Source organism: Microbacterium sp. EYE_78 (assembly GCF_023149035.1).
GTDB lineage: Bacteria > Actinomycetota > Actinomycetes > Actinomycetales > Microbacteriaceae > Microbacterium.
The window spans coordinates 393,239-409,410 of sequence record NZ_JAHXMY010000002.1 but is presented as its reverse complement, the minus strand read 5'-3'; the positions used below and the strand labels follow the sequence as shown (position 1 = coordinate 409,410).

At 71.4% G+C, this 16,172-nt stretch carries 18 protein-coding genes; 5 read left to right on the top strand and 13 right to left on the bottom strand.

What is annotated here, in order from left to right; genetic code table 11:
• Positions 1–288 carry a WXG100 family type VII secretion target gene (locus tag KZX17_RS09010; protein WP_248172276.1) on the top strand — a complete coding sequence of 96 codons (288 nt, stop codon included), beginning with the start codon at positions 1–3 and terminating at the stop codon, positions 286–288.
• A gap of 79 nt (positions 289–367) precedes the next feature.
• Here the strand turns inward: KZX17_RS09010 and groL are convergent, their stop codons facing one another.
• From groL to KZX17_RS08985, 5 genes are all read right to left on the bottom strand, one after another.
• A complete protein-coding gene (gene groL, locus KZX17_RS09005; protein ID WP_248172274.1) occupies positions 368–1,987 on the bottom strand; it encodes a chaperonin GroEL in 1,620 nt (539 codons plus the stop codon).
• 175 nt (positions 1,988–2,162) lie between these two features.
• Complete coding sequence (locus tag KZX17_RS09000) at positions 2,163–3,224, bottom strand: DUF3048 domain-containing protein (protein WP_248172272.1); 1,062 nt, start codon at positions 3,222–3,224, stop codon at positions 2,163–2,165.
• Positions 3,225–3,261: 37 nt separating this feature from the next.
• Positions 3,262–3,465 (bottom strand): cold-shock protein, encoded by a 204-nt coding sequence (locus KZX17_RS08995; protein ID WP_248172270.1) that lies wholly within the window; start codon positions 3,463–3,465, stop codon positions 3,262–3,264.
• Positions 3,466–3,607: 142 nt separating this feature from the next.
• On the bottom strand, positions 3,608–4,201 hold the full coding sequence (locus KZX17_RS08990) for a LytR C-terminal domain-containing protein (RefSeq protein ID WP_248172268.1): 594 nt from the start codon (positions 4,199–4,201) through the stop codon (positions 3,608–3,610).
• Positions 4,202–4,210: 9 nt separating this feature from the next.
• Entirely contained in the window at positions 4,211–4,471 is a 261-nt protein-coding gene (locus KZX17_RS08985; protein ID WP_248172266.1) for a DUF3263 domain-containing protein, read from the bottom strand.
• An 85-nt stretch (positions 4,472–4,556) separates the two neighbouring features.
• On the opposite strand from KZX17_RS08985, the gene msrB reads away from it, so the two are divergent.
• Together msrB and KZX17_RS08975 are read left to right on the top strand one after the other, a co-directional pair.
• Positions 4,557–4,961 (top strand): peptide-methionine (R)-S-oxide reductase MsrB, encoded by a 405-nt coding sequence (msrB, locus tag KZX17_RS08980; RefSeq protein WP_248172264.1) that lies wholly within the window; start codon positions 4,557–4,559, stop codon positions 4,959–4,961.
• 110 nt (positions 4,962–5,071) lie between these two features.
• A complete protein-coding gene (locus KZX17_RS08975; protein WP_248172262.1) occupies positions 5,072–6,709 on the top strand; it encodes a serine/threonine-protein kinase in 1,638 nt (545 codons plus the stop codon).
• 7 nt (positions 6,710–6,716) lie between these two features.
• On the opposite strand, the gene KZX17_RS08970 is transcribed toward KZX17_RS08975, so the two are convergent.
• The 3 genes from KZX17_RS08970 to KZX17_RS08960 form a co-directional block, all read right to left on the bottom strand.
• Positions 6,717–7,670 carry a DMT family transporter gene (locus KZX17_RS08970; RefSeq protein WP_248172260.1) on the bottom strand — a complete coding sequence of 318 codons (954 nt, stop codon included), beginning with the start codon at positions 7,668–7,670 and terminating at the stop codon, positions 6,717–6,719.
• 15 nt (positions 7,671–7,685) lie between these two features.
• The gene (locus tag KZX17_RS08965; RefSeq protein WP_248172252.1) at positions 7,686–8,714 is read right to left on the bottom strand and encodes a 6-phosphofructokinase; all 1,029 of its coding nucleotides are present in this window, start codon (positions 8,712–8,714) and stop codon (positions 7,686–7,688) included.
• A 78-nt stretch (positions 8,715–8,792) separates the two neighbouring features.
• On the bottom strand, positions 8,793–10,949 hold the full coding sequence (locus KZX17_RS08960; RefSeq protein WP_248172251.1) for a DEAD/DEAH box helicase: 2,157 nt from the start codon (positions 10,947–10,949) through the stop codon (positions 8,793–8,795).
• Between the two features lie 238 nt (positions 10,950–11,187).
• Here KZX17_RS08960 and deoC point away from each other — a divergent pair, with 238 nt between their 5' ends.
• Entirely contained in the window at positions 11,188–11,898 is a 711-nt protein-coding gene (deoC, locus tag KZX17_RS08955) for a deoxyribose-phosphate aldolase (RefSeq protein ID WP_248172249.1), read from the top strand.
• 69 nt (positions 11,899–11,967) lie between these two features.
• Here the strand turns inward: deoC and KZX17_RS08950 are convergent, their stop codons facing one another.
• Genes KZX17_RS08950 through truB form a run of 4 tightly spaced genes read right to left on the bottom strand, consistent with a single transcriptional unit; the run spans position 11,968 to position 14,706 of the window.
• Positions 11,968–12,933: a bifunctional riboflavin kinase/FAD synthetase gene (locus KZX17_RS08950; protein ID WP_248172247.1), complete on the bottom strand. Its 966-nt coding sequence runs from the start codon at positions 12,931–12,933 to the stop codon at positions 11,968–11,970.
• Positions 12,930–13,394: a hypothetical protein gene (locus KZX17_RS08945; RefSeq protein WP_248172246.1), complete on the bottom strand. Its 465-nt coding sequence runs from the start codon at positions 13,392–13,394 to the stop codon at positions 12,930–12,932. The genes KZX17_RS08950 and KZX17_RS08945 overlap by 4 nt, the downstream gene beginning before the upstream one ends.
• A 44-nt stretch (positions 13,395–13,438) precedes the next feature.
• On the bottom strand, positions 13,439–13,807 hold the full coding sequence (locus tag KZX17_RS08940; RefSeq protein ID WP_248172244.1) for a hypothetical protein: 369 nt from the start codon (positions 13,805–13,807) through the stop codon (positions 13,439–13,441).
• Positions 13,804–14,706: a tRNA pseudouridine(55) synthase TruB gene (gene truB / locus KZX17_RS08935; RefSeq protein WP_248172242.1), complete on the bottom strand. Its 903-nt coding sequence runs from the start codon at positions 14,704–14,706 to the stop codon at positions 13,804–13,806. Before truB ends, KZX17_RS08940 begins: the two co-directional genes overlap by 4 nt.
• Before the next feature lie 24 nt (positions 14,707–14,730).
• On the opposite strand from truB, the gene KZX17_RS08930 reads away from it, so the two are divergent.
• Positions 14,731–15,597, top strand: a complete 867-nt coding sequence (locus tag KZX17_RS08930) for an A/G-specific adenine glycosylase (protein ID WP_248172240.1) — start codon at positions 14,731–14,733, stop codon at positions 15,595–15,597.
• Between the two features lie 6 nt (positions 15,598–15,603).
• Here the strand turns inward: KZX17_RS08930 and rbfA are convergent, their stop codons facing one another.
• A complete protein-coding gene (rbfA, locus tag KZX17_RS08925) occupies positions 15,604–16,035 on the bottom strand; it encodes a 30S ribosome-binding factor RbfA (RefSeq protein ID WP_248172238.1) in 432 nt (143 codons plus the stop codon).
• Positions 16,036–16,172 lie beyond the last annotated feature (137 nt).

The following is a 16,172-nucleotide window of genomic DNA, read 5'->3' as shown; positions in this document are numbered from 1 at the left end:
ATGACCGCCTTCACCGTCGACAGCGACGCCGTCCTCGCAGCGACCGCCACCATCCGGGCCACGGGAGATCGGGTGCAGGCCGAGACCGCGTCGATGCTCGGCCAGTTGACCCAGCTGCAGGGATCCTGGTCCGGCAGCGCGTCGATCGCCTTCCAGTCCGTCGTCGAGCGGTGGCGCGCCGCACAGCGCGAGTTGGATGCCGCGCTCGGCGACATCAGCATGGCGCTCGGCGCCGCCGGGCAGCAGTATGCGCAGACCGAACTCGCCGCCGCCGGGATGTTCCGCTGACCGACGGCCCGACGCCCCCGCCCCGAGACGACGAAAGGCCCCTCCCGGAGGAGGGGCCTTTCGGTCGATCAGGACTGGATCAGAAGTCCATGCCACCGGTCGGGTCGCCGGCCGGGGCCGCGACCTTCTCGGGCTTGTCGGCGACGACGGCCTCGGTCGTGAGGAACAGGCCGGCGATCGACGCGGCGTTCTGCAGCGCCGAGCGCGTCACCTTGGCCGGGTCGATGATGCCCGCGGCGAACATGTCGACGTACTCGCCCGTCGCAGCGTTCAGGCCCTGGCCCGCGGGGAGCTCGGCGACCTTGTTCGACACGACACCGGGCTCGAGACCCGCGTTGAGGGCGATCTGCTTCAGCGGAGCCTGGATGGCGACCTTGACGATGTTCGCACCGGTCGCCTCGTCACCGACGAGCTCAAGCTTGGCGAATGCCTTCTCGCCCGCCTGGATGAGCGCGACGCCACCACCGGGGACGATGCCCTCCTCGACGGCCGCCTTCGCGTTGCGGACGGCGTCCTCGATGCGGTGCTTGCGCTCCTTGAGCTCGACCTCGGTCGCAGCGCCCGCCTTGATGACGGCGACGCCACCGGCGAGCTTCGCCAGGCGCTCCTGCAGCTTCTCGCGGTCGTAGTCGCTGTCGGTGTTCTCGATCTCGCGGCGGATCTGGGTCACGCGACCCTCGATCTGCGATGCGTCACCGGCACCCTCGACGATGGTGGTCTCGTCCTTCGTGATGATGACCTTGCGAGCACGGCCGAGCAGGTCGAGGGTGGCGTTCTCGAGCTTGAGACCGACCTCCTCGGTGATGACCTGGCCGCCCGTGAGGATGGCGATGTCCTGCAGCTGGGCCTTGCGGCGGTCGCCGAAGCCGGGAGCCTTGACGGCGGCCGACTTGAAGATGCCGCGGATCTTGTTCAGCACGAGCGTCGCGAGCGCCTCGCCCTCGACGTCTTCGGCGATGATCAGGAGCTCCTTGCCGTCCTGGATCACCTTGTCGACGACGGGGAGAAGATCTTTGATGTTCGAGATCTTCTGGTTCGCGATCAGGATGTAGGGGTCCTCGAAGACCGCTTCCTGGCGCTCTGCGTCGGTGACGAAGTAGGGGTTGATGTAACCCTTGTCGAAGCGCATGCCCTCGGTGAGCTCGAGCTCGGTGCCGAAGGTGTTCGACTCCTCGACGGTGACGACGCCCTCCTTGCCGACCTTGTCGATGGCCTCGGCGATGAGCTCGCCGATCTCGGGGTCGGCGGCGGAGATCGACGCGGTCGCAGCGATCTGGTCCTTGGTCTCGATCTCCTTGGCGCCGGCGAGCAGCTCGTCGGAGAGCGCCTTGACGGCCTTCTCGATGCCCTTCTTGAGCGAGATCGGGTCGGCACCGGCCGCGACGTTGCGCAGACCCTCGCGGACGAGCGCCTGGGCGAGGACGGTGGCCGTCGTCGTGCCGTCACCGGCGACGTCGTCGGTCTTCTTCGCGACCTCCTTGACGAGCTCCGCGCCGATCTTCTCGTACGGGTCGTCGAGCTCGATCTCCTTGGCGATCGACACGCCGTCGTTCGTGATCGTGGGGGCTCCCCACTTCTTCTCGAGCACGACGTTGCGGCCGCGGGGGCCGAGCGTCACCTTGACGGCGTCGGCCAGGGTGTTGAGGCCGCGCTCGAGGCCGCGGCGGGCCTCCTCGTCGAAAGCGATGATCTTTGCCATAAGTGTGTCGTCCCTCCCGGACGTGAGGTTCAGTACCGTGCCCCCAGGGACTGGGAGCGGGATAGTTCTGGCACTCAGGATGAGTGAGTGCTAAATCATTCTGGCACTCGACCCTAGGGAGTGCAAGCCGCCGCGACACCGCGCTCGGCCGGGACGGATGCCGGTACGCGACCGGTCAGAGGACGGCCACGCTCCCCGCCTCGGGGACGAGCTCGATCCACGTGTTGCCCACGGCGAGCTGCACCTCGCTGCCGGCGGCGTTGCGCAGGACGATCGGGGCATCGCGCGAGGCCTTCGTCCAGGTCACGGGCAGCGCCGACCCACCGCTGGAGAGGACCCCGGTGCCCGTGCCGACGAGCACCGTCTTCGGGACGTCGCCGTAGCGGTCGTCGATCGCGACCCGGAGCACGAGGACGTTCGCCGCGCTGATCCGGCCGCCGCCGGCGGCGGTGTCGGGGCGCCCGTCCTGGGAACGGAGGTAGGCCCCGGACCGCGCATCCCACCGCCACGAGCGTGGGGACACCGCTGAGAATCGCAGGTCGAGGCCCGCTGACTCCTCCCCGAACAGCGGAGCCCAGCCCGACGACGAATAGCGGAACTGCGCGGCGGGGGCGTCGAGGTCGCTGTACTCCGCCGCGATCTGCGGCGCTCGGAGGATGACGTTGTGCGGTGCCCGGCGTTCGGTGGTGCGGAACATGAAGCGATCGTCGGCACCGCCGTGGATCGCGTTGTGGACGGGCGCCTCCTGCATCATCTCGACGAAGCGTGCTCGACCTCCCGAGTACGCGATGATGCCGCCGAACGGCGAGACGATGTCTGGGTCCATGGGGCGGATGCTGCGCACCGGACCGACCCGGTCGGGGAGGTCCGACTGCCAGACGGCCAGGTAGCGCGTGAGTCCGCCCTCGACCAGCTCCTCGACGACGACGTCTGCGCGGTCGATCCCCCACTGCGGACGCGCGTCCCAGTGATTGTCGATCTTGGCCGACACCGCCGGTCGCTGCGCGGCCTCGATCGGGATCACGGATCCCCGCAGCGGGGCGACTGCGGTCGTCGGTCGGGTGGGCGGCGGGGGCGTGAACGTCGAGCGCGGCGCGGGCGAGGTTGCGGTGGGCGACGAGGCGGCGGGGACCGTGCCCACTGGAGCGCAGGCGGTGAGCAGGCAGGCGATCAGGACGGCACCGAACACCACGGAGCGGGCTGACACGGCGCGGGGCACCGTGCGGGGAGAGGTCACGGGTGCAGGATAGCCGGACGCGGTGTCCGGCTGCAGGTCATGCGACGACGCGGACCGCCTCGGCCTGCGGGCCCTTCTGACCGCTGCCGACGGTGAACTCCACCGACTGCCCTTCCTCCAGGACGCGGAACCCGGACATCTCGATGTTCGAGTAGTGGACGAAGACGTCCTGCCCGTCCACGAGGGTGATGAAGCCGAAGCCCTTCTCGGCGTTGAACCACTTGACGGTTCCCTGGGTCATGCGAATCTCCTGAAGCTGTGGGACATCGAAATGCTAGCCACGCGCCCAGAGCCGACGGAGCCGTTCGGGGCAATGCTTACACGAGTGAACCGAACTGTTTACGGCCGCGAAACACGGCCTGCCGCATCGCGGCGGACGACGATCACTCGGTGCGGAAATCCAGACCGACGATGACCACGAGCTGCGACCGCGCGTCCGCGTCGCCGGACTCCTCAGACGGCGCCGTGACCACCTGATAGGTGTCGTCCAGCTCGACGTCCGCTCCGCCGATCACATCGGCCAGACCCCTCGCCGCAGCCTCGTCGGCTTCGGCGCCGTAGTACACGGTGGTGGTCGGGAAGTCGTTCGCGCTCGCGTTGCTCGCCTCGACGTCCGCCTCGGCCCAGCCCGCCTCGAGCAGCTGCTGCCGCACGGTCTCGCCGAGCCCCGACTCATCGGTCGCGTTCAGCACCAGGACCGGATAGGAGGTGTCCACCGCCGGGGCGACCACCTGCGACGTCGCGGTGGGCGCCGCCCCGGTGCCGCCGAGGCGGCCGGTGACGCTCAGGGTGGCGACGATGCCGACGGACACGATGACGACGACTGCGATCACGGACCACAAGAGGATGAGCCCCCCGCGCAGGCGCGGCTGCTCGGCGCGGTGCGCTCCGACGCGGCGCCGATCGGCGGGCAGGTCATCGAACCGATCACGCGGGAACGCGGTCGACGTCTCGGGCGAAGGCGTGTCGGAGGGCATCCGAGAATGCTATCTGGCGGAGGCGGGGAGAACCCTGGTGCGGCCGCGCCTGGAGGCCTGGCGGGACGCCTCGACACGACGGAGCCGGTGGATCAGCACGGGGTCGTGGGCGACGGCATCCGGTGAATCCATCAGCCGACCCAGCAACTGGTAGTACCGCGCCGGCGTCAGGTCCAGCTGCGCTCGGAGCGCCTCCTCCTTCTCGCCGGAGTGCGACGGCCAGCGGGACTCGAAGTCGAGCAGGGCGCGGTCGCGGTCGGAGAGGGGCACGTGTCCACGGTAGGCGCGAGCGCGGCCCTCATCCCGGAACAACGGGGCGATTCGTCCGGTTGAATAGTGCGAGGGAAGGAAACACATGAGCTATCGCGTGGAGAAGACCGACGAGCAGTGGCGTGAGGAGCTCTCGCCCGAGCAGTACGCCGTGCTGCGGCAGGCCGGGACGGAGCGAGCGTGGACCGGTGAACTGCTCGACGAAGAGCGCGCCGGACTGTATGCGTGCGCAGCCTGCGGCGCCGAGCTGTTCAAGAGCGGGACGAAGTTCGACTCGCACTGCGGGTGGCCGAGCTTCTACGAGTCGGTGCGACCCGAGGCGGTCGAGCTGATCGAGGACCGGAGCCACGGCATGGTGCGCACCGAGGTCCGCTGTGCGAACTGCGGGTCGCACCTGGGTCACGTGTTCCCGGACGGATTCGGCACGCCGACCGGTGACCGGTACTGCATGAACTCGCTGTCGCTGTCGTTCACGCCCGAGCAGGGCTGAGCGGGCTTGCAGGCCGCGTCGATGCCGTCAAGGCCGGTGTCGACGCGGCGCCGAGGGGATAGCGTCATGGAACACTGCGCGGCGACACGCGCCGCCGTCGGAGGATGATCATGCCCGACCCCACCGGCTCCGCGGACCGCGTCCTCGGCGGGCGCTACCGTCTCGGCGACACGCTCGGCCGCGGCGGCATGGCCGACGTCTTCCGTGCCGACGACCTGCTGCTCGGCCGCGAGGTCGCGGTGAAGCTCGTCCGAGCCGCCGACGGCGTCGCCACCGACGATCGCGCGCGCGGCGAGGTCACCATCCTCGCGGCACTCAACCACCCGTCGCTCGTCACGCTGTACGACGCGCACCTCGATGCCGATCCGGCGTTCCTCGTGATGGAGCTCGTCGAAGGCCCCACGCTGAGCACGCGTCTGCGCGACGCACCGCTCGGCCCGGCGACAGCGGCCACGATGGCCGCCGAGCTCGGTGAAGCGCTGCACGTGGCGCACTCGGCGGGGATCGTGCACCGCGACGTCAAGCCGTCGAACGTCCTGCTCGCGCCCTCGCACCTCCCCGATCACGAGTTCCGGGCGAAGCTCGCCGATTTCGGCATCGCCTACCTGGTCGACACGGCGCGCGTCACCAATCCCGGCGAGGTCATCGGCACCGCCGCCTACCTCGCGCCGGAGCAGGTGCGCGGAGTCGAGCCGGCTCCCCCGGCCGATGTCTACGCCCTGGGTCTCGTCCTCCTCGAGTCGCTGACCGGCCGGAGAGCCTTTCCCGAGGCTGCCGGGGTCGCCACCGCGATCGCCCGTCTCGACCACGCACCGGAGATCCCCGAGTCCGTCGACGAGCGATGGCGGGAACTCCTCCGCCAGATGACGGCCATCGCCCCCGAGGAACGCCCGACTGCGTTGGATGTCGCGGTGCGGACTCGCGGGTGGGCGGCAGGACCGGCCGCCGCCACCGCCGCCCTCGCAGTGGCGCCCGAGCCGCCCAGCGCTCCCTCCCCCGCCGTCTACAGGGACGCACCGACACCGTCGACCGCGCCGACCGCCGTCTTCGCCGCGGGTCCGGCGCTCGTCGCGGCCTCCGCCGCCGCATCGACGGGATCGGACGCCGCAGGCAGCCCGGCAGCCGCAGCGGGCGGATCGGCGGCGGACGCGACGCAGGTGATGGATGCCGCGAGCCCCCCGCCCGCGACGGCCCCGATCCCGTCGCATGGGAGCACTTCGACCCGCTCGCCCGGCACCAGCGACGACCCACCGGCGTCACGTCGGCCATCCCGGCGACGGCGCGGGGTGTGGATCGCAGCGGCCGCGACCGCGGCGATCGTGGCCGGATCAGCCGGGGTCCTCGCGCTGACCACGGGCGGCGACCCGGCGCGGACCGACGACCCGGCGCCGGTGACCGAGCCGTCGCCGCGCGCGACCGATGACGCGCCCGCCCCGGACGCACCGGCGGAGACCGACGACACCGATCTCGTCAGCACCGACGACTCGACCACGGACGACGCCCCCGCGGAACCGGACCAGCCGGCTGAGCCCGACGAGCAGCCCACTCAGCCGGGCGACGACGCCCCGCCCCCCGCGGATGGGAGCACCGACCCGGGCGATCCTGCGGAGGACACGGGCGACGGCGACCCCGCGACGCCGGCGGAGCCGGTCGACCCCTCCCCGGCGCCGGACCCGGTCGAGACGACCGCCCCCGAGCCGCCCGCGACACCCGACGCACCCGCGCCGAGCCCCGCCCCCACCGGCTGATCGGGCCTCAGCGCCGCACTCGCCAGAACGCGGCCACGAAGACGGAACACAGCGCGATCGCGACGGTGATCACCTCGACGGCGAGCCCCGGACCGGCGGGCGCCGGCCAGACGGCATCCAGAACGAGGGATGCCACGAGCTGCCCCGACACCGCGCCGAGGCCGAAGAGCAGGACGCCGGTCCGGGCGACCAGCGCCGCCGACATCACGATGTAGGCGACCCCGAGCGCACCGCCGGCGTAGAGCCACGGGTCCGCCGGAAGCGGGCGCGGCGGACCGTCCACCAGAGTCACGACGACCGCGGCGGCGCCGAGCAGTGTCGTCCCGACCACGAAGTTGACGAAGGTCGCGGCCAGCGGCGTGCCGAGACGCGCGCGAAGCCGGCCGTTCGTCGCCTGCTGCCAAGAGAGGGCGACGCCGACCAGGAGCGGGAGCGCCAGCATCCAGATCGGGACCTCCGAGATGCCGTCCCCCGCAGCGAGCATCACCGTCACCGACACGAGCGCCAGCACCCCACCGACCAGGCGCGGCACGGTGATCGGCACGACACCTGCCGGACCGTAGCCGACGCGATCGAGCACCAGACCGCCGACGGCCTGCCCCGCGACGAGGCCCACCGTGAAGAGCGAGACACCCACGATGCCGACGGCGATGCTCTGCGTCGCGACCGTGAACGCTCCTCCGGCGCCCCCGATGAGCATCCACCAGGGGATGTCCGGGGCGCCAAGGCCCCGGCCCAGTGCGCGGAGGCCCCGGCGGCCCGAGGGGGTCGCGAGGCACACGAGGGTGATGAGGAGCAACCCGCTGCCGAAGGAGATGACGGCGGCGGTCATGGCGTGGTCGAGCCGCACGCCCAGCTGCCCGTTGATGCGCGCCTGCACCGCCGTCAGGACGCCCACGGACACGGCGCCGAGGAGCGGCGGTGCGAGCGACGAACGGGCGGGCGGCACGGGTGAGGTCATTCCGCGCCGTCCATGTCAGCCGAAGAGGGCGGCGGCCTCTTCGTAGCGGTGCAGCGGGACGGTGTTCAGCTCGCCGAGCGCCTCTGCGAAGGGCACGCGGACGATCTCGGTGCCCTGCATCGCGACCATCTGTCCCCAGGCGCCGTCGACGATGGCGTCGGCCGCGTGGAGGCCGAGGCGCGTGGCCAGCACACGGTCGAACCCCGAGGGCGACCCACCGCGCTGGATGTGGCCGAGAACGGTCGAACGGGTCTCGATCCCGGTGATGCGCTCGATCTCGGGGGCGAGGATCTCACCGATGCCGCCGAGGCGCGGACGGTTGAACGCGTCGAGCCCCTTGTCGCTGAAGGCCTCCTCCATGCCGGTCAGCTTGAAGCCCTCCGAGACGACGACGAGCGGCGCGCGGCCGCGGTCGTGGGCCTTCGTGACCTGCTCGGCGACCTCGTCGATCGACATCGGGACCTCGGGGATGCAGATGACATGCGCACCCGCCGCGATACCGGAGTGCAGGGCGATCCAGCCGACGTGGCGACCCATGACCTCAGCCACCATGCAGCGCTGGTGCGAGTCACCGGTCGTGCGCAGGCGGTCCATCGCCTCCGTCGCGATGTTGACCGCGGTGTCGAAGCCGAACGAGTAATCGGTCGCGTGCAGATCGTTGTCGATCGTCTTCGGCACGCCGAGGACGTTGATGCCGTCCTTGTGCAGCCGGTCGGCCGCCGCGAGCGTCCCCTCGCCGCCGATCGCGACGATGCCGTCGAGGCGGTGGCCGTACATCGTCTTGGAGATGTTCTCGGCGCCGCCGCGGGGGCCCTCATAGGGATTCGTGCGACTCGTGCCGAGGATCGTGCCGCCCACCTTCGACAGCCCCTTCACCTCGTGTCGGGTCAGCGGGAAGAAGTCGCCGTCGACGACGCCGCGCCAGCCGTCGCGGATGCCGACGAACTCGATGTCGTACGTCGTCGTGCCCTTGAGCACGATTCCGCGGATGACGGCGTTCAGTCCAGGACAGTCGCCGCCGCTCGTGAGGATGCCGATCTTCATGAGGGTCCTTTGGTGGTTCGGGTTGGTGCCGGGGCGACGCTGCCTCACCCCGACACTATCGTTCCCGCGGGTCGCGCGTCAGGCGGCGCCCAGCGCCTGCCGCAGCAGGTGCATGAGGGCCGACAGCTGCACCGAGTCGCTCGAGGTCGGATCGACCGCGTCGCCGTCGAGGGCCCGCTGTGCCAGACCCTGCTTGCTGTCGATGAGCTCGGCGATCTTCGTGTCGATCGTGTGCGCGGCGATGATTCGCCACGCCGTCACGGGCTCGTCCTGGCCGATGCGGTGCACGCGGTCGATCGCCTGGGTCTGCTCGGCGGCGGTCCAGCTGAGTTCGGCGAGCACGACGTTCGACGCCGCCTGCAGGTTCAGGCCGACGCCGGCGGCCGTCAGCGAACACACCGCGATCGCGACATCCGGGTCGCCGTTGAAGGCGTCGATCGCCTGCTGACGCACCGGCGTGGTCTGATCGCCGCGGATCGACACGGTGCGCAGGCCCGCCGACGCGAAGTGCGCCTCAGCGGCATCCATCACATCGATGTGCTTCGCGAAGAACACGACCTTGCCGACCGAGCGCTGCAGCTGGACGGCGTAGTCCGCCGCGAGCTGCGCCTTGGCCTGACCGATGCGGCGGACCATCGTGAAGACGTTCTCCGAGCCGCTGCCGGACGCCTTGGACTCCTCGAGCTCGCCGTGGGCGACCAGGCGCACGATGTCGTCGTCCACCTCGCCGCGGACGACCCGGTCGCCGCGCGCCTCGATGATGCGTCGGTACTTGGCCGCGAGCCGTTCCCCCAGCTCGCGCTCGGCGGCGCGGATCGAGCGGCCGTACTCGTCGTCGAGCTCCACGGGGAGGTCGGCGACGAGCTTGTCGGGCAGGTCGGCGGCGACGTCCTTCTTCTTCCGCCGGACGATGCCCATCGAGATGACCGCCGCGCGCGCCTCGGGATAGAACGACTTGTCGGCCGGCGTCAGCCCGGTCTCGTCGAGGCGGCTCATGAGCTCCGGGCCGGGCTTCTCGCCGTTGGTCCAGCCGAGGAAGCGCCAGATGGCGTCGAAGTCCTCGACGTCGTTGATGAGCGGCGTCCCCGTGAGGGCGAGCAGCAGCGGGTCGCGGACCTGCTCGCGGATGCGGGAGGCCAGCGCCAGCACGTTGCGCGAGCGCTGCGAGGTGAGGTTCTTGATGAAGTGCGCCTCGTCGACGACCATGCCCTGCAGCCCGATCGAGCTGAGCCACGACAGGTGGCGGTCGAGGATCTCGTAGTTGACGATGAAGACGTCGGCGAAGGCGTCCATGGTCTCGCCGTCGCCCTGGACGACCGTCGCGCGCCGCTGCGGCGTCCAGCGCTCGACCTCGCGGGCCCAGTTCATCTTGACGACGTTGGGGACGACGACCAGCAGCGGGTAGGCGTCGGCGACGGATGCCGCGAGCACCGACTGCGCCGTCTTGCCGAGACCCGGCTCATCGGCCAGCAGGAAGCTGCGGTGTCCGCCTCGGACCGCCTCAAGGAACCGCGACTGGTGCGCCATGACGTCGAGGCCGCGCGGCGAGAGCCGGTCGAACTCGGGGACGGGGGGCAGGTCCATCGTCGCGGATCCGCCGCCGGCGCCCATCTCGAACGCCTTGTACAGCGGGCCCATCAGTTCCCAGCCGTCGAGGCGGCGGCGCGGGGTCGAGACGGGAGCGCGAAGGAGCACGTCGGGTGCGAGGAAGGGGTTGGACTCCTTCCGCGCCTCGATCTGCGGCGGGACGACCTGGCGGTCGGCGATCGCGTCGGGGACGACGGGCGCCTGCACCGGCTTGACGTCGGTGATGATGAGCTCGTCCTCGGGGAGCTCGGCCCCCGACTCCAGCAGCCAGTCGCGGCGCATGCGCCGCGCCACCGGCGAGGTCGCCTGGTCGACCTCGAGGAGCTGGATGAGCGAGGTGTCGCGGGCCGCCGTCTTCGCGAGGATCGTGGCCACGCCGTCGAGCCGCTTGAGCAGTTCGGCGCGGGCGCCGTCGGCGATGTCGGTGGCCGACTTCACCCGAGCGCGCTCCTCGCGCACGAGGAAGGCGATCACCTGGAACTTGACGCGGTTCGTCGGGCCGAGCTTGCCGCGCTGGGCCTTGGCCTCGACCTCGCGCACCTTGCGGGCGAGGATCGGGATGAGGGGTGCGTCGTCATCGCGACGCGACGATGAGCCCTTGCGACGCCGAGCGGCGGTCTTCGGGGCGGTGGCTGCCGTGGTCGGCATGCTCCTCCTGAGCGTGACACCGGCGGATGCCGGTGATCGTCGTCCGAGACGACGTTCTGCGGGACCGCGATGGTCGGTCGCGGCGAGGGTGTGGTTCCCCGGGTCGTCTCGGCTGCGGGCACTCGCTTCTGCGAGCTGCGGCGACGAGACGGACCCTTCGAGGCCAGTCTAGCGCGTCGCGGGCCCCGACGCGGAGCCCGGAGCCGAGGCGTGCCGAGCCGCCGCGTACGCTGTATCCATGCCCACCGAACGCGAACTCGCCGCCACCATCGACCACGCGATCCTGAAGCCGGAGCTCACGCGCGCCGACGTCGACGCAGAGCTCGACATCGCCGCCGAATGGCGGGTCTTCAGCGTGTGCGTGCGTCCGAGCGACATCGCCTACGCAGTGGCGCGACTGGAGGGCACCGGCGTTGCCGTCGGGACCGTGATCGGGTTCCCGCACGGGACGACCTCGACCGCCGCCAAGGTCGCCGAGACGCGTCAGGCGATCGCCGACGGCGCCACCGAGGTCGACATGGTCGTGAACATCGGCGCACTGCGCTCGGGCTTCGACGACGTGGTCGAGGCCGACATCCGCGCCGTCGTGGAGGCGGCCGACGGCCGCGTCACCAAGGTCATCCTCGAGACGGCACTGCTCGACGAGGAGCAGATCGAACGCGGCAGCCGCCTCACCGAGGCGGGCGGGGCGCACTTCGTGAAGACCTCCACCGGGTTCGCCGGCGGCGGCGCGACGATCCCCCACGTGCAGCTCATGCGCCGCACCGTCGGTGCGGGCGTCGAGGTCAAGGCCTCCGGCGGGGTGCGCAGCCACGCCGATGCGCTCGCGATGCTCGAGGCCGGCGCCACGCGCCTCGGCACGAGCGGCAGCGCCGTCATCCTGGGCGAAGCGCGTCGCATCGACGCGGGCGAGCAGGCGACCGGCGACGTCGACGCTACGTCGTACTGACCAGCGGAGCCGCAGGGCTCTTCAGGCGCCGGGGCGCAGGGCTCTTCAGGCGCCGGGGCGCAGGGCTCTTCAGGCGCCGGGGCGCAGGGCTGCCCGGACCTCGGCGACGTCGGCGTCCATGCGGGCGATGAGCGCCTCGATCCCCTCGAAGCGGACCATACCGCGGATGCGGGCCGTGAACTGCACCTGCACGGTGTGACCGTAGAGGTCGAGGTCGGTCTCGTCGAGGACGTAGGCCTCGATCTGGCGGACCGGGACGTCGTCGAAGGTCGGATTCGTCCCGACCGAGATCGCGGCCGGGTAGCGCGTCGCGGGCCGGACGCCCCCGGCATCCGTCCCCTCGTCGACGAGCCACCCGGCGTAGACGCCGTCCGCAGGGACGAAGCCCTCGGCGTCAGGGGCGAGATTGGCGGTCGGATAGCCGAGTTCGCGGCCACGTTTCAGGCCGTGCACGACCTCCGCGCGGACGGCATGGGGGCGGCCGAGCAGACGCGCGGCGTCTTCGACCTGACCGGCGTCCAGCAGCTCCCGGACCCAGGTCGACGAGACCCGCCGGCCGCCGCCCTGCACGTCGCCGACGACGTCGACGGTGAAGCCGCGCGTTTCGCCGAACGAGGTGAGGAACGCAGGGTCGCCCGCTCCCCCGCGCCCGAACCGGAAGTCGACGCCGACCATGACGCAGACGGCGCCGAGTGCGTCGACGAGGATCCGCTGCGCGAACTCCTCGGGGGCGAGGGCTGCGAGCGTTTCGTCGAAGCGGAGCACGAGCACCGCGTCGACACCGGAGTCGGCGAGGAGGGCGATCTTCTGGTCGACGCTGACCAGCGCCTCCGGGCACCGGTCGGGGCGCAGCAGCGCCAGCGGATTGCGGTCGAACGTCACCGCGACGACCCGGGCCCCGGCATCCATCGCCGTGACCCGCGCCCTGTCGATCACCGCGCGGTGGCCGGAGTGCACGCCGTCGAACTTGCCGATCGCGACGATGCTCGGCCCGAAGTCCGCCGGGACCTCCGACGGGTCACGGAAGACGATCACGTCGCGACCTCGCGCGGAGCGGTGGGCGTGCGGTGGGTGATCAGCCACCACAGTCCCAGGAAGGGCAGGACGAGCGGGATCAGGAGGTAGCCGATGCCGAACCCCGACCAGACGGTGGGGTGGTCGAACAGCTCGGGGTGCGTGAGCGAGAGCGTCCCCACCACGAGGACGCCGACGAGCTCGAAGACGATCGCGATCCAGGCCAGCCGGTACCAGCGCTCGGACGCGCTGAAGATCAGCGCGAGCGTCGCGAGGATGTAGACGAGCGCAGCCGCCGCCGAGAGGGTGTAGGCGAGCGGGGCCTCGTCGAACTCCCGCACGATCTGCACGAACGAGCGCCCCGTCGCACCGAGCGCCATGATCGCGTAGACGACGACCAGCACGCGCCCGACGCCGGTCATCCGACGCGGCTTCGGGGTGAGGGCCGCCGAGGCGGGCGGGGTCGACGCGGTCTCAGGCATGGCAGACCAATCCTACGTCCGCCCCGGGACGGCGATCGCAGGACTCAGGCGAGCTGCACGGTCCAGATGACCTGCATCCGCCACAGCATGACGGCGATCGCGAAGGCCGCCACCCCCATGACGACGGTGCTCCATCGTCCTCGCTCGATGAGCGCCCAGACGACGGCCGCAGGCGGGATCAGCACGGCCGACACCAGGTAGACCCAGAACTCCAGCAGGTCCCCGGTCGGCGGGTTGCCCGCGAACGGCGCGATGATCGCGATGACGACCTGGACGATGAGCAGGAGGAGCACGAGCGCCTGCGTGCCGACCGACAGATCGCTCGGCCGACGTCCCGCGAGCCCGAGGGCCGTGCACAGCAGGCCGGCCGCGCACGCGACGGCGATCTGCCCGATGGTGAACCACAGGATCACGGCTGCTCCTCGGGCATGTTCATGAGGCTCTTGACGTCGTCGCCTCGGCGACCGAGGATGCCGACGAGCTCGCCGGCCGGGTCGATCGCCGCCGGGGTCTCGGTGCCGAGTCGCGTCGCCGCGCCGACGAGGCGCTTGCCGTGCCGCAGATCGCGGGCCTCGTCCGCGGTGACGTGGAAGGCGCCGAGGAGGGATGCCGCTACCTCCGCCGCGGGCAGGAGCGGGGCATCCGCGGCCACCTCGGCGACCGCATCCGCGACCGAGAAGGGACCGATCCGGGTGCGCCGGAGTGCAGTGAGGTGACCGCCGACGCCGAGGTGCGCACCCAGATCGCGCGCCAGCGCGCGGATGTACGTGCCGCTCGAGCAGTCGACGACGACGTCCACGTCGATCGTGCGGTCGCCGCGTCGGATGCCGAGCACGTCGAACCTGCTGACGACGACGTCGCGCGCCTGCAGCTCCACCTGCTCCCCCGCCCGCGCGAGGTCGTAGGCCCGTCGTCCCGCGACCTTGATCGCCGAGACCGTGCTCGGCACCTGCGAGATGGGTCCCGTGAGCGGCCGGATGCCGTCGAGGATGGCGTCGTCCGAGGTCGCCGACGCGTCCGTCCGGGAGGTCTCCGTGCCATCGGCATCGTCGGAATCGGTCGTCACGCCGAGGCGGATCGTCGCCTCGTACGTCTTGTCGAGTCCGACGACGTAGGTCAGCAGTCGGGTCGAGTGGCCCACGCCGAGCACGAGGAGGCCGGTCGCCATCGGGTCCAGCGTCCCGGCGTGGCCGATCTTGCGGGTGTGCAATGCCCGGCGGGCGCGTGCGACGACATCGTGGCTGGTGAGTCCGCCCGGCTTGTCGACGAGGAGGATCCCGCCCCGCGCACTCGCCCCGTGGTCCTGCTGCATGACCTCCAGCCTAGGCTGGACGCCGTGCCCGACCTCGCCCCGCCCCTCATCGCGTGGTACCGCGAGCACGCCCGGGACCTGCCGTGGCGGCGGGAGGGCTTCGGCGCCTGGGGCACGCTCGTGAGCGAGTTCATGCTCCAGCAGACGCAGGTGGCGCGTGTCATCCCCCGCCTCGAGGAATGGCTCGCACGCTGGCCGACGCCCGCCGACCTGGCGGCGGCTCCTCCCGCCGATGCGGTGCGCCTCTGGGCGAACCTCGGCTACCCCCGGCGCGCCCTGTGGCTGCACCGCGCGGCGACCGAGATCCGCGATCGGCACGACGGGGCGGTGCCGCGGGACGTCGATGCGCTCCTGGCGCTGACGGGGATCGGCGACTACACCGCGCGGGCCGTCGCCGTGTTCGCCTTCGGGGACCGGCATCCCGTCGTCGACACCAACACGCGGCGCGTGCTGGCGCGCGCCGTCGACGGCAGGTCCCAGCCGGGAGCGCCCGGGAAGCGCGACCTGGCGGCGATGACGGCCGTCCTCCCCGAGGACGACGGGGACGCCGCGGTCATCAACGCCGCCGCGATGGAGCTGGGGGCCGTCGTCTGCACCGCCCGGTCACCCCGATGCGACGCCTGCCCGATCGCGCAGGCATGCGCGTGGCGGGCGGCGGGCTACCCCGACACGGGCGACGAGCGTCGCAAGCAGGCGCGGTTCGAGGGCAGTGACCGTCAGGCGCGCGGCGCCGTCATGAAGGTGCTGCGGGATGCCGTCGGTCACGTCGCCGTCGCCGACGACGTGCTGGCCGACTGGCCCGACCCGGGTCAGCGCGACCGGGCCATCGACTCGCTCATCGCCGACGGCCTCGTGGAGGCCGCCGACGGAGCGCTGCACCTGCCGCGTTGAGGCGGCTCAGTCCTCGTCGTCCTCGCGGGGCTTGACGTAAGGATCCGCTTCTCCGGCGTAGCTGCCGGATGCCGCGATCCCCGCCACCGCCGCGTCGCGCTCGCGGGCCTCGCGGAGAAGGTCCTCGATGTGACCGGCGTTCTCGGGGAGGCCGTCGAGGATGAACTCGAGGGTCGGCGTCAGCCGCGTGCCGAGCTGTCGCCCGACCTCGCTGCGCAGCATCCCCGTCGCGGCCTTCAGCGCCGCGGCCGAGTCGGCACGGGCGGCGTCGTCGCCGTAGACGGTGTAGAACACGGACGCGTGCTGCAGGTCACCGGTGACGCGGACGTCGGTGATGGTGACGAAACCGAGCCGCGGGTCGCGCAGCCCCTTCTCGAGGCGCTCCGCGATGAGCACGCGGATGCGGTCCGCCAGCCGTGCCTGCCGTTCCCCGGCCATAGTCCTTCTCCTTCTGTTCTCCCCCGCCCGCGATCAGCTGACGGAGGAAGTGCGGAGGCGATGGATGCCGCCGGGATAGTCGGGGTCTTGGGGGTCCCGTTATCCCGGCGGCATCCATCGCCGTAGCAACGCCGTGG